This window comes from Maribacter luteocoastalis (assembly GCF_048890225.1).
Lineage (GTDB): Bacteria > Bacteroidota > Bacteroidia > Flavobacteriales > Flavobacteriaceae > Maribacter > Maribacter luteocoastalis.
Map to the genome: position 1 here is coordinate 243602 of NZ_JBMFZG010000001.1, position 13948 is coordinate 257549.

Annotated in this window: 11 protein-coding genes; 5 read left to right on the top strand and 6 right to left on the bottom strand. The window is 35.3% G+C overall.

The window, feature by feature from the left end; translation table 11 throughout:
* Positions 1-79 precede the first annotated feature (79 nt).
* From tig to clpX, 3 genes are all read left to right on the top strand, one after another.
* Positions 80-1402 carry a trigger factor gene (tig, locus tag ACOCEA_RS01155; protein WP_420754357.1) on the top strand — a complete coding sequence of 441 codons (1323 nt, stop codon included), beginning with the start codon at positions 80-82 and terminating at the stop codon, positions 1400-1402.
* A gap of 90 nt (positions 1403-1492) precedes the next feature.
* Positions 1493-2173 (top strand): ATP-dependent Clp endopeptidase proteolytic subunit ClpP, encoded by a 681-nt coding sequence (gene clpP / locus ACOCEA_RS01160; protein WP_420754358.1) that lies wholly within the window; start codon positions 1493-1495, stop codon positions 2171-2173.
* Between the two features lie 84 nt (positions 2174-2257).
* Positions 2258-3493 (top strand): ATP-dependent Clp protease ATP-binding subunit ClpX, encoded by a 1236-nt coding sequence (gene clpX, locus ACOCEA_RS01165; protein ID WP_420754359.1) that lies wholly within the window; start codon positions 2258-2260, stop codon positions 3491-3493.
* Here clpX and ACOCEA_RS01170 read toward each other — a convergent pair.
* Positions 3490-4050: a hypothetical protein gene (locus ACOCEA_RS01170; protein WP_420754360.1), complete on the bottom strand. Its 561-nt coding sequence runs from the start codon at positions 4048-4050 to the stop codon at positions 3490-3492. The two genes, clpX and ACOCEA_RS01170, sit on opposite strands and share 4 nt — an antisense overlap.
* A 285-nt stretch (positions 4051-4335) precedes the next feature.
* Positions 4336-5856: a GH3 auxin-responsive promoter family protein gene (locus tag ACOCEA_RS01175; protein WP_420754361.1), complete on the bottom strand. Its 1521-nt coding sequence runs from the start codon at positions 5854-5856 to the stop codon at positions 4336-4338.
* Between the two features lie 77 nt (positions 5857-5933).
* Between ACOCEA_RS01175 and ACOCEA_RS01180 the strand changes: the two genes are divergently transcribed.
* Positions 5934-6728 carry a DUF2797 domain-containing protein gene (locus ACOCEA_RS01180; RefSeq protein ID WP_420754362.1) on the top strand — a complete coding sequence of 265 codons (795 nt, stop codon included), beginning with the start codon at positions 5934-5936 and terminating at the stop codon, positions 6726-6728.
* Here the strand turns inward: ACOCEA_RS01180 and ACOCEA_RS01185 are convergent.
* From ACOCEA_RS01185 to sppA, 3 genes are read right to left on the bottom strand one after another with little or no spacing between them, the layout of a single operon-like run.
* Positions 6721-9456 (bottom strand): AsmA-like C-terminal region-containing protein, encoded by a 2736-nt coding sequence (locus ACOCEA_RS01185; RefSeq protein ID WP_420754363.1) that lies wholly within the window; start codon positions 9454-9456, stop codon positions 6721-6723. The two genes, ACOCEA_RS01180 and ACOCEA_RS01185, sit on opposite strands and share 8 nt — an antisense overlap.
* A gap of 44 nt (positions 9457-9500) precedes the next feature.
* Positions 9501-10211 carry a queuosine precursor transporter gene (locus ACOCEA_RS01190; RefSeq protein WP_420754364.1) on the bottom strand — a complete coding sequence of 237 codons (711 nt, stop codon included), beginning with the start codon at positions 10209-10211 and terminating at the stop codon, positions 9501-9503.
* On the bottom strand, positions 10211-11971 hold the full coding sequence (sppA, locus tag ACOCEA_RS01195) for a signal peptide peptidase SppA (protein WP_420754365.1): 1761 nt from the start codon (positions 11969-11971) through the stop codon (positions 10211-10213). The genes ACOCEA_RS01190 and sppA overlap by 1 nt, the downstream gene beginning before the upstream one ends.
* Before the next feature lie 71 nt (positions 11972-12042).
* Here sppA and folK point away from each other — a divergent pair, with 71 nt between their 5' ends.
* Positions 12043-13188: a 2-amino-4-hydroxy-6-hydroxymethyldihydropteridine diphosphokinase gene (gene folK / locus ACOCEA_RS01200; protein ID WP_420754366.1), complete on the top strand. Its 1146-nt coding sequence runs from the start codon at positions 12043-12045 to the stop codon at positions 13186-13188.
* A 114-nt stretch (positions 13189-13302) separates the two neighbouring features.
* On the opposite strand, the gene ACOCEA_RS01205 is transcribed toward folK, so the two are convergent.
* Positions 13303-13833: an RNA methyltransferase gene (locus ACOCEA_RS01205; RefSeq protein ID WP_420754367.1), complete on the bottom strand. Its 531-nt coding sequence runs from the start codon at positions 13831-13833 to the stop codon at positions 13303-13305.
* Positions 13834-13948: the final 115 nt, after the last annotated feature.

A 13948-nucleotide genomic window follows, 5' to 3' on the forward strand; every position in this document is an offset into this window, starting at 1 on the left:
ACTTTAAAAACTTGCTGAACAGCCTAAAATGCTGTAATTTTGCATCCCGTTTTATAAAAAGCAATTAAGATACTAAGGAATGAATATTACAAAAGAGCAGATAGACAATTTAAACGCGGTTGTAAAAGTTGCTATCACCAAGGATGATTATCAAGACAAAGTAGACACCATCCTTAAAGATTATAAAAAACAAGCCAATATCCCTGGCTTTAGAAAAGGGCAAGTACCAATGGGGCTTATCAAAAAGCAATATGGGAAAGCTGTTTTGGTTGATGAGGTCAACAAATTGTTACAGGACAATTTGAACAAGTACCTAACAGAGGAAAAATTAGATGTTCTGGGCAACCCTTTACCTAAACAACAAGATGATTTTGATTGGGATCAAGACGAACTTTCTTTTGAGTTTGAATTAGGTTTGGCTCCAAGTTTTGAGGTTCCCCTTAAAACCAAAAAAGCTATAACCCATTACAAAATTGTTGCTGACAAAAAAATGATTTCCGAACAGGTAGAAAGAATTCAAAAGCAATATGGGAAATTAGTTAGCAAAGATACCGTAAGCAAGAAAGATGAGGTTTCCGGTAAATTTGTGAATGAAGAAGAAGGCATAGAGAACCAGACTACGCTAGAAATGGACCAGCTTAAAAGCAAAAAAGCCATTGACAGCTTATTAGGTAAAAAGGTGGGAGATGTAGTTACCTTAAAAACAAAGGGTCTTTTAAAAGAAGATCAATTATTATCAAGTATTCTAGGCGTTGCACGTGATAAAGCTGAAGATTTAAATATTAAGGTTACTTTCACAATTACTGAGATCAATGAAAGAGAGCCAGCTGAATTGAACCAAGAACTTTTTGACAAACTTTTCGGCAAGGATGCCATAAAATCAGAAAAGGAACTTAGAGAGCGTATCATAGAAGATTCTGAAAAACAGTTTGAACAGCAAGCAGACCAAAAGTTGCTTAACGATGTTACTGAATATTTTATTGAAAATACCAAATTTGAATTACCAGCAGGCTTTTTGACCAAATGGATTCAAATGACTGGTGAAAAAGAACTTTCTGAAGAAGAAGCCACTGAAGAATATCAAAAATCTGAAAAAGGTTTACGTTATCAGTTAATAGAAGGAAAAGTTATTAATGACAATAACCTTCAAGTGCAGTTTGATGAATTAAAGGAATTTGCCAAAGGATTTATTAAATCACAAATGGCCCAATTTGGTCAGTTAGACCCTAAAGAAGAGGAATTAGATAACATTGCAGCTAGAGTTTTGGGCAACCAAGATGAAGTAAAACGTTTATCTGAACAACTTATGAGTCAAAAACTATTGAACCTTTATAAGGAAAAGGCCAATCTTAAGACCAAGGAAGTTACCTATGAAAACTTTGTTAAAGAGGTTTACGGGTAATATCCAAAGAATAAATTAAGTATCTTTACGGTGCCGAAATTAACATTTCCGGCACCGTTTTTTTTACTACTAAAATTGATTTAATAATTTATGGATTACGGAAAAGAGTTCAAGAATTACGCCATAAACCACCAAGGTATAAGCAGTACATATTATGATAAGATCATGAGCAGTATGTACCCTGTAAATATGACGCCCAATATTATTGAGGAAAGACAATTAAATGCCATTGCCATGGATGTCTTTTCTAGATTAATGATGGATAGGATAATATTCTTAGGTACTGGTATTAATGACCAAGTTGCCAATATTGTACAAGCACAGTTGTTATTCTTAGAAAGTGCAGATGCCAATAAGGATATTCAAATTTATATCAATTCACCAGGTGGTAGTGTATATGCAGGTTTGGGAATTTATGACACCATGCAGTTCATAAAACCAGATGTAGCCACAATCTGCACAGGAATGGCAGCTTCTATGGGAGCGGTATTACTTTGTGCCGGTGAAAAAGGAAAACGTAGCGGACTTACCCACTCAAGAGTTATGATACACCAACCAATGGGAGGTGCACAAGGACAAGCAAGTGATATAGAGATCACTGCACGCGAGATTCTAAAGCTAAAAGAGGAACTTTATGAGATTATTGCCAAACATTCTGGTCAGACCTTAGATAAAATCCATGAAGATAGTGACCGCGACTATTGGATGAAAGCAAATGAGGCCAAAGAATACGGCATGATTGACGAGATTCTAGTTAGGGAAAAAGAGTAATTACGACCAATACCTTAGGTTTCTATTAATAGATTAAACCAAAAGTGATATAGAAACGTTATACTTTTGGATATTTTATAGTTTATGGCTAAAGAAAATTTAGAGTGCTCTTTTTGTGGAAGAAAAAAACCGGAAACTAATCTGCTGATTGCCGGTCTAGATGCACACATATGTGATAGGTGTATAGAGCAAGCACATGGTATTGTTGCAGAAGAATCTAAACAAACCAAAACAAACGATCTTTCATCTGAACTGGTCCTTAAGAAACCACTTGAGATAAAATCGTTTTTAGACACCTTTATCATTGGACAAGAACGTACAAAAAAAGTAATGTCCGTTGCAGTTTACAATCATTATAAAAGATTGTTACAACCCTCTTCAAAAGAAGATGATATCGAAATACAAAAGAGTAATATTATAATGGTTGGCCAAACAGGGACCGGAAAAACCCTAATGGCCAAAACCATAGCAAAAATGCTAAATGTACCTTTAGCTATAGTTGACGCTACTGTACTTACTGAAGCTGGATATGTAGGTGAAGATGTAGAAAGCATTTTGACTAGATTGCTACAGGCTGCAGATTATAATTTGGAAAAGGCAGAAAGAGGTATTGTCTTTATAGATGAGATAGACAAAATTGCACGTAAAAGCGACAACCCATCAATCACAAGGGATGTTTCTGGGGAAGGAGTACAGCAAGGACTTTTAAAATTATTGGAAGGCACTGTAGTTAACGTACCACCAAAAGGAGGAAGAAAACATCCTGACCAAAAATTTATTGAGGTAAACACAGAAAATATACTGTTCATTGCCGGTGGAGCTTTTGATGGAATAGAGAGGGCAATTACAAAACGCTTAAATCTACAAGCAGTAGGTTATAGCGCATCTAAAGCAGATGAGAAATTGGATGAAACCAATATCTTACAATATATTATCCCTAAAGACCTTAAAGAATTTGGGTTAATACCTGAAATTATTGGTAGGCTTCCGGTTTTAACACACATGAACCCATTGGACGAAAAGACCTTAAGGGCCATACTTACAGAACCAAAAAATGCCATAATAAAACAATATGAGAAATTGTTTGCCATGGATGATGTCTCATTCACTATAACAGAACAAGCATTAGACTATATTGTTTCCAAAGCTATTGAATACAAATTAGGCGCTAGAGGCTTACGATCACTTTGTGAAGCGATTTTTACAGATGCCATGTTTGAGTTACCTAGTAGTGAGGAGAAGGAATTTAAGGTTTCCAAACCTTACGCAGAGCAAAAACTTTCTTATGAAACGGTTAAAAAATTAAAGGCTGTATCTTAAGATACAGCCTTTTTTTCTAATGGTGGCAATTGAGTAACCTGCTGAAGTAAATCAAAGCACACTTTACGTATTATTTTCTCATCAGTGTATAGTGTATGCCCAAAATCAGATACTACCTCTGGATTTATACTTAGTTTGTTTGTCCAAATATCACTTGGCCTTTGATGATCATTTTCACCATATAACAAATTAAAAGGCACATCTGGCTTATCATTGTCCAATCTAATCCTGGTAGCGGAAATCCCATAAAACGATTTTACCGGTAAACCCTTTTTTGCTGCATTCCATACAATGGTACCTCCTGTACTAAAAGCTAAATAATATGCCGGGGTTTTTTCTTTGTTCAATAAATGGGCGACAGCAGTATTTATACCCCCATCCACAAAAGCATTATGAACATTTTCCTCTGAATTTACCGTCAAATCCAAATTTGCAAGTTGTTGACTATCATAATAAGTAATATCAAAATACTGTTGCAAATACCCTAAATAAGATGTAATCCAGAGTCCTCTCTTAGATCCCCACATATCGGAGACAATAACTAATCTTTCAGCCATAATTGTAGTTTATAAATGTTTGTTTGGGGGCCTATTTTTGACTAAATTCTTTCTTTATAAATAAATATCCGTATTTAATGGTTCATTTGTAGGAATTTATCGATATAGAATCTGAACGGAAATATATAACGGATGAACTGCTTAATTATTCTGTTAAAGGAAAAATTCTCTGGTAATTATCGAAATGAATTTTATTGAACAGGTACTTTAATAGGTTATGAAGCATCCTTTGGTACTAGCTTATTTTTTCCAATGAAATCATTCAATTGAAATTAGCCATAAATTTTAATAGTTAGCGTTCATTATAAGTAATTCCTCTATATAATCCCGCTTATTGGAAAGTCTCGGAATCTTGTGCTGACCTCCTAGCTTATCATTATTCTTTAACCAGTCATAGAATAAGTTTTCCCTAGCCACGTGTACTATGGGCATTTTCAAGGTAGTATTATTATAACGTTTGGCTTCATAATCAGAATTTAGGGATTTAAGGGCATTATCCAAGAACTCAGTAAAATAAGCCAAGTCTTTAGGTGGTTTTCTAAATTCTATTATCCATTCATGTGCACCTTTTTCATTCCCTTTCATAAAAATAGGTCCAGCGGTATAATCCTTTATCTCGGCACCAGCTTTTACACAAACTGTTTTTAAGGCCTCCTCAGCGTTCTCAATAATCAGCTCCTCACCAAAGACATTGATATGATGTTTGGTACGGCCGGTAACACGAATGCGATAAGGACGTATAGATGTAAATCTAACGGTATCTCCAATCTTATAACGCCATAGTCCTGAATTTGTAGTGATGATAATAGCGTAATTCTTACCAACCTCAACATCCCATAAAGCAATAGCTTCTTGTTCTTGGGTGCCATAGACATCCATTGGAATAAACTCATAGAAAATCCCATAATCTAACATAAGCAATAAATCATTTGAATTATTGCGATCTTGAATGGCAAAGAACCCTTCAGAAGCATTATATATTTCGTAATACCTAAAATCCTTTCTTGGCAAAAGGGCTTTATACTGCTCCATGTATGGACTAAAACTTACCCCACCATGGAAATAAACCTCCAAATTCTCCCAAACTTGAAATAAATGCTCCTTACCCGTTTCCTTAAGTACATTGTTTAACAAAACCAACATCCAAGAAGGTACCCCAGCCAAGCTGGTAACATTTTCTTGAACGCTTTCATAAATAATTGCCTTTAATTTACTCTCCCATTCGCTCATTAACGACACCTTGTTACTAGGTGTGCTACTGAACTCTGCCCACAATGGCATATTATCTATCAATATAGCGGAAAGGTCTCCAAAATAAGAGCCATTGTCCTCGTAAATTTCCTTACTACCCCCTAAGCGAAGGCTTTTACCGGTAAATAATTGTGAATTTTCATTGTTGTTTAAATACAAACACAAAAGGTCTTTTCCAGACTTATAATGACAATCTTCCAGCGCCTCAGCACTAACCGGAATAAATTTACTTTTTGCATTGGTGGTACCACTACTTTTTGCGAATAACTTAACAGATGTTGGCCAGAATAAATTCTGCTCTCCCCTTCTTGTCCTTTCTATAATAGGCTCAATGTCCTCATAGGACACTATGGGTACGCGCTCCTTAAAAGCGTTGTAATTGTTAATGGACTCAAAATCATACGTACGACCAATTTCAGTATCCTCAGCAATTTCTACCAATTGTAAAAGCACCTCTTCCTGTACTTCCTCCGGGTACTTTAAAAAAAGTTCTATTTGGTGATAGCGCTTTTTGAGCAACCAAGAAGCAATTGAGTTAAACAGCGGAATTGACATTTTTAGGTATCTTTGTATGGCTAAAAATAGACTATATCCCAATCATTTTCAAATAGAACTTCTAATAAGGTAAAGACATGCAATATGAAGGTGTATTAAAAAAAATGCAGACAGAAATTGGAACCCCAATTCAGTATTACCTCATTTTTGAAACCGATTTTTTAAATGTAAATCAAGTTCTAAACAAAGATTTGAAAATAGAGCTTATTAAGCATCAATGCTTAAATTGTGGTAATGATCGTCCTATTTTCAGACAAGGGTTTTGTAAGTCCTGTTTTTTTGATATCCCTTCGGCTGGTGATTGGATAATGAGACCAGAATTAAGTACCGCACATTTAGACCAAGAAGATCGTGATTTGGCATATGAAAAAAAAATACAACTACAACCACACATTGTTTATCTCGCAAATTCAAGCAATGTTAAAGTAGGCGTAACCCGTAAATCCCAAGTACCAACACGCTGGATAGACCAGGGAGCACATGAAGCCATTGAAATAGTTGAGGTTCCTAACCGTTATCTTGCAGGAATAACTGAAATTGCCCTAAAGGAGCATGTTGCCGACAAAACAAATTGGCGAAAAATGCTCACCAATGATGTGAAGGACCTTAATCTTATAGAATGGCGTAACCGTTTAAAGGTTTACATACCTTCTGAGGCAAAGGAATACTATATTGAAAACAATATTGAAACAAATTTAGAATTCCCAGTTCTCAAATATCCAGAAAAAGTAAAAAGCCTAAATCTGGACAAAACTCCTATTTACACTGGGTTATTAAAAGGCATTAAAGGTCAGTATCTCATTTTTGATGACAATACAGTGTTTAATATTAGGGGAAGCGAAGGCTATTACGTTGGTTTGACAGTTAGTTAACAGAATCTTTCTTCGCCTCTTCTTTCTTCTTTCTACCAAAAAGACCACCAAGGATGTCCTTTGCGGTTTCTTTAACTGCGTCACCTTCTTTTTTTGTAGCCAAAGTATCCTTGTTTGTAGTAACCGTATCGGTTTTTTTATTTCCGCCCAGTATATTACCAAGTACCTCTTTAGCCTCATTTTTTAAGTCATTACTACTTTCGGTAGTATCTTTTTCGGTGCCATTCTTAGAAAGTATATCACCAATTAAATCTTTAGCTTTATCCTTACCTTTATTTACTAGTTTTTGCTTTTCTATTTCTATTAATTGACTAGTTAAATTTTTTATGCCAGAAGTAAGATCGGTAGTAACTTCTGGACTGTTATATAAGCCGCCAATGTTGGCTGTTACGGGAATAGTAAGGCTATCCAATGATCTATCATCAATTCTGGAGATTAGTGCATTTATATCCTTACCTAAATATTTTGCAGGAACCCTTAAGGTTGCCCTATAGTCCATTTTTTTATCGAACGTGTGGCTTCCATCAACATTGATAGCGATATCATTATAATTGATTGTAAATGGTTTTACCGATACTAGCCCTTCTTTAAATGATAGCTTTGTTTTGAGTTCCTTTAGATTTAATTTTTCCAAATCAATGAAGTCCAACTTACTGTCCAACGAAGAAAGTATTGGTGCTTTTTCTGCACTTATCTCCCTAGTCAGCACATTGGCAAGTATATCACCGGTTAACGAAAGTAAGTCTGGGGTAAAATCGTCTGTTAGATTGCCTGATAAAGAAATATCAGAACTAAAGTTACCTTTTAACACTTGTGCTATTGGCGCTAACACCTTGAACAATTCCAAAGCTTCAAAAGTTTCCCCTATATGTAATTGGTCCATTCCCAATTTCATGGCAAAAGTAGGTGTATCGCTTTTTGTAGACACCTCCCCACTAAAAGAAACTTTACCATCAAATAGATTTGAGGTCATATCGCTTAAAATGGCTTTTTCATCCTTTATCTTTAAATTGCCCTGTACATTTCTTAAGGCAATATTATCGTATAATACGGTATTTGCCGATGCATTAAAGCTAGCATCAAGAAAAGAGGGGATTTTTATTTTATCAGTCGATTGACCATTAGATAAATTTCCTCCCCCAGAATCGTCAGTTACATTCTCTACCATAAAATCATTCAAGGCAAATGTATTTGAATCAAGGTTAAAATTCCCTTCTACCTTTTCATCATTGAACAGATAGCCCAAAAAATTATGAATAGTCCCAGATACGTTAAAATCTGTTTTACCAGTGCTTCCAATCAATTCCTTTAAGATGACGGTTTTGGGGTTAAAAGTTAACGCTGTAGACTCAATCAACACAGGGTTGGGTATTTCCGGAGAATTATATTCAAATCCAGACAATCCCATTTCACCTTCTGTTTGTGTATTCTCGTATTGTTTTCTTTCTATCGTAGCCATATCAAATGCGGTAGCGATATCTACATCTAACAATCCTTTTAAACTAAGTCCTGAAGGTACGGGATACGCCTTCTCTAGATTTGCAAAGTTCATCTTTCCAATAATATAGGCCTTTACCTTGGTATTGCCCATTAATTCAGATATAGTTGAGGTAAGATTAAATTTATCCTCGTCAATCATAAAGGAAGCTTTATTTATATTCACATAAGTATCCTCCGTTATTCCTGTTTCATTTTTTATCAAAACATCTATAAAAATATTACGAACGGATTTTGGTAAATCTGGATATTTAAAGGATGCATTATCGGAATTGATTTTAATATCGAATTTAGGGATATGTAAATCGTCTACAATACCATTAAACCTGCCTGCAACAACAAAATCGCCAGTGGTGTGTACATTAGTACTATTCTTGGAATAGGTTTCTGGAATTACGGCCAAGAAATTTTTAAAATCAGAAGATGGTGTTTTAAAACTAATATCTACTTCTTGACTCTCCTCATTTATTTTCACAAAACCATCAAAAACCAAGGGTAACTGATTTAGTAAGGCTTCATTCTTTAGAAATGCATATTTGTTGTCATTTAAATTGATTCCAATAAGGGCATCTAACTTTACCTTATTTTTATTCAGATAATTTGTGCTATCCATTTCAAAAGTCACTAAAGCATCTGTATGGGTATCCAACTCTGATTGCTCCAATGATAAATCTCCAGTACCCTTATGGTTCATTTCATCTACCTCCAAATGAATCCCAGTAGCAAAATCATCATATAAAATTTTGGAATTGATTATTTCATAGGACTCTAGGTTAAATGTAAATCCATCGGCTGTATTTAGTTCTTCTTGCGTAGTTTCAGCGGATTCGATTGCAATATCATAATTTGCATTTTCTTCCTTATCTACCTTAATATGCAAAAGGGCATTTTCTAATTTTAAGGTCTTTATAGCAATTGGTTCATTTGTCCGCTTAAACAATTGCATAATCCCCATAGATAATGAGACCTCCTTGGCCTCAAATAACGTATCCCCCTCGAAAGGAATTTTATTCACCAAGCGTACCTCATCAAAACGTACACTGGCATTTGGAAAACTACTAAATAGACTTAAATCGGCATTAGAAAAATCTAACGTAGCATTGACATTGTTGTTTACATTGTTCTTAATGATATCTCCAATTTTTGCTTCCAAAAAAAAGGGTATTGCAACCAATACCGCAACAATTAACAAAATGACTACACTGACTATCCTTAACAACTTTTTTTTCATACAACCGTTCGATTTTCCTTAACAACTAAAATTTGAAAATTATATTATGCGTCTTGGTCAATTTCTTGTCCGATGGCAAGATTAAAACGCTTCCTAAGGATATATACGAACAAATAAAGAAAAGGGGTGTCTAAAAATGCTATAATAATCTTAAAAATGAATCCACTAATAACCAAACCGGTAAACCTGTCCCATGGTATCTGCCCAAAAGAACACAATAAAGTAACAACAGTTAAGGTGTCTATAAATTGGGAAGAAAACGTTGAGAAATTATTTCTAAGCCAAAGATATTTACCCTTGGTCATATTTTTCCAAAAATGATAGATCTGGATATCTACAAACTGTGCCAAAAGATAAGCCATCATTGATGCAAAGACTGCAATTATGGTATTCCCAAAAACAGAAGTAAACAGTTCATCATTTACAGGAGACCAATTTGTAGCAGGCACAGTGTTTGCCGTATATACAATTGTCAATGAAAAAAAGGACGCAAAAATACCAGCGACCACAATTTGGTTCGCTTTCTTCTTTCCAAAAATTTCAGAAATTAAATCTGTTATCAAAAAGGTGATTGGATACGGCAAAATACCAACGGACACCTCAAACAACGGAGCTCCAAAAATAGTGGCGTCACCAAATGGATACCAATAGAAAAATTTTTGAAAAATTAGATTAGAAACTACTAATGAAGTAATGAACAATGCGCCTAGATACAAATATATCCTACGTGCCACAAGCTTATCTTTCTGTTGCATTACTTAATGTTCAACGTAAAGGGCATTCTGGCCTGTACCCCCTTTTGTTCTGTAAACGATTTCACTTCCTTTAAAATCCCATATACTTCATCCCCAATTTCCTCCCGTAATATTTTTTCCTTCGCCTTGGCGCTTGCACCACTTATATCTTCTATAAATTGTTCGAAACTAGATTTATATTTTGGATACTTCCTAATACCATAGTCCTCTAATTTGGCCATATTTGCAGCTTCGGAAATAGCATCTTCCAAAGTTCCCAATTCGTCTACAAGACCTATTTCTCTTGCCTGTACCCCACTCCACACCCTACCCTGGGCCATTTCATCTACCTGTTCCATTGATATTTTCCTTCCTGCAGCCACTCTTTCCAAGAAAGTATTGTACGTATCCTCTATCCCTTCCTGAACTTGATTTCTAAAGGCATCGGTCATAGGTTCAAATAAGGAATAATCAATTGAATTCTTATTTGTACCCACCTGCTCGGCATTTATACCGATATCCGCTGCCAATTTATTAATATTAGGAATGGTCCCAAAAACACCTATTGAACCTGTAATGGTCGTTGGTTCTGCAAATATCTTATCTGCGCCGGCAGCAATATAGTAACCACCTGATGCAGCTATGTTGCCCATAGATACCACAACCGGTTTAACCGCTTTGGCCAATTCTACTTCACGCCAAATAATATCAGAAGTCAAGGCGCTTCCGCCAGGAGAATTTACACGCAACACAATCGCTTTAACCTTATCATCTTCCCTAGCTTTAATTAGGGCCTCATTAATAATGCCTTGTCCAATGATATCCGGACCGCCTTCTCCATAAAAAATCTCCCCTTGTGCAAAGATTACGGCAATTTTATCACTACCAGATCTCAAGACCTTTTTATTAGCGTATTTAACGTACTCATCCAAGTTCACATAATTAATTATTTCAGACGCATTTAAATTAAGTGCATTGGCCAATTTACCCTCATACTGATCATAATAAATAACCTCATCTATTAAACCACTTTTTAAGGCATATATTGGAGACCTACCACCCAAGGTATCGGCAATCACATTCAAATCGGTTTCTGAAATCCCTCTGCCATCGGCAATATCGGCTACCATAGAATTCCATAAAGATTGTATCAGTTCTTTAAGTTGGGTTCTATTGGCCTCACTCATTTCATTATCCAAAAATGGCTCTACCGCGCTTTTGTATTTCCCATGACGAATAACCTCCATCTTAACCCCTGTTTTTTCCTGAAAATCCTTAAAATATAGTACTTCTGAGGAAAGTCCTTTAAAATCGAGCACACCTACCGGATTTAGAAAAATAGAATCGGCCACACTTGCCAAATAATAATCTTTTTGGTTATAAAAATCGCCATAGGTATAGATAAACTTCCCAGATGCCTTAAAATCGATTAACACCCTACGAATCGTCTGTGTCTGGGCAAGACCGGCAATAATAAAGTTATTATTTATACTTATCCCCTTAATACGACTGTCATCCTTAGCAATAGTTATGGCATGTAGAATCTCATCCAAGCCCTGTGGTTCCTCAAAAATACCAGAAAACGGATTTACCTCGCTACTCCCTGTGTAATCTGCCAAAGGACGTTGTAACTGTAGCTCCAAAATTGAATTATCTTCAATAACCACTTTATCCTCATCACTCCCAAGTAAAGCTACTAGTATAAAAAACATTATAAATAGGATACCAAAAGCTACCAAACAGCCTAGAATAGCGGCTATTAGATTTCTGAAAAAGTTCATGTATTTGCAATTTTTATAACGTTTCAAAGATAACCAAAGTGAATTTGTTTTAGTTATTTTGCCGTTATTATATGACTACAACAAAAACAGTATACCTTTCAATAGGCAGCAACTTAGGAAATAAAAGAAAAAACCTCCAAAAGGCCATTTTTCTTATTGCGGAGCATATAGGAAAAATAAGTAGCCTATCCCCTATTTACAGTGCGCCATCATGGGGTTTTGAATCTGAAGATTTCCTCAATGCCTGTTTAAAATTAGAAACCGAATATGCCCCACAAACGGTTTTGGAAAAACTAATGGACATTGAGAAAAGAATCGGTAGGAAAAGAAAATTAGATAGTGGATATGAAAGCCGGTTAATAGATCTGGATATAATTTATTATGATCATGAAATCATCGATACCGAAACGCTTACTGTACCACACCCACGTTTAGAAGAACGTAAATTTGTTTTACGGCCTTTAGCAGATATTGCCCCTCAATTTTATCATCCCATTCTAAATAAGGATACGCGTAACCTTTTACAGCAATGTAGGGATAATAGCAAATTGACCAAAACAAACAATGGTCTTTTCCCTAGTAGGTACGACTTTTTCACGAACCTTCAATTCATTGCCATTGAAGGGAATATAGGGGCGGGAAAAACTAGTTTAGCTACCAAAATTTCTGAAGACTTTAATGCGAAACTTATCCTAGAGAGATTTGCAGACAATCCCTTTCTGCCTAATTTTTATAAAGACCAATCCCGATACGCATTTCCATTAGAAATGTCTTTTTTGGCAGATAGGTATCAACAATTCATGGATGATACAAATCAATTTGATTTGTTCAAGAGTTTTATGATCAGTGATTATGACATCTTTAAATCACTGATATTTGCTAAGGTTACTTTGCAAAAAGACGAATTTGAGCTTTACCGTAAGATTTTTAATTTCATGTATAGGGAAATCAAAAAACCTAAAATCTACGTTTATTTACACCAAACTACCGAACGTTTATTGGATCAAATAAAAAAAAGAGGCAGGGAATATGAACAGCAAATAGATGCGAAATACCTTGAACAGATCAATAGGGGTTATTTAGATTTTTTAAAATCGTACCCCCAACAAAACCAACTTATTATAGATGTTTCAGAATTGGATTTCATATCAAAAAAAGAAGACTATGAACTTATTTTAGAAAACATACAAGATTTTACTTTAACACATCACGATTAACATAATTTTGGCAATTTTCTTGCACATAACAATTGAAATTACGTTATTGTGCCCCTCTAAGGAGAAACTAACTAACTCAAACTATATCGAAAGCCTAGTGAAAACTAGGCTTTTTTATTGCATTAGTTTAGACCAAAAGTCCCAAATAACTATACCTGCACTAACAGAAATATTCAAGGAATGCTTGGTGCCAAACTGCGGTATTTCCAATACCATATCACAAATACCTACTACATCTTGCTGCACGCCTTTTACTTCATTGCCAAATATTAACGCATAAGATTCCTCTTTAGAGGGCATAAAATCATTTAGCATAACGGCACCTTCAGCTTGTTCAATGGCCACTGTTATTATTCCTTTAGATTTTAGATTTTTTACCAAATCCAAGGTATCGGGAACATATTCCCATGCAACACTATCTGTAGCTCCCAAGGCCGTTTTATTTATATCCTTATGGGGTGGTGTTGCCGTTATACCACAGAGATAAATTTTTTCGATAAGAAAGGCATCGGCAGACCTGAAAACAGAACCGATATTGTTCAAACTTCTAATATTATCCAATATGATGCTCACCGGGGTTTTCTGTGCATCTTTGAACCCAGCTACATCTAACCGGTCCAATTCTTCGTTCTTTAGCTTTCTCATTCTAATACTTTTCAACTATCAACCTTAAATATCAACAAAAATTCAAATAGCATATGTAATGCCATATATTCGTTGTGAAGGAACAAAAATAGGTAGAAAAGCACGTGGCGGAGAA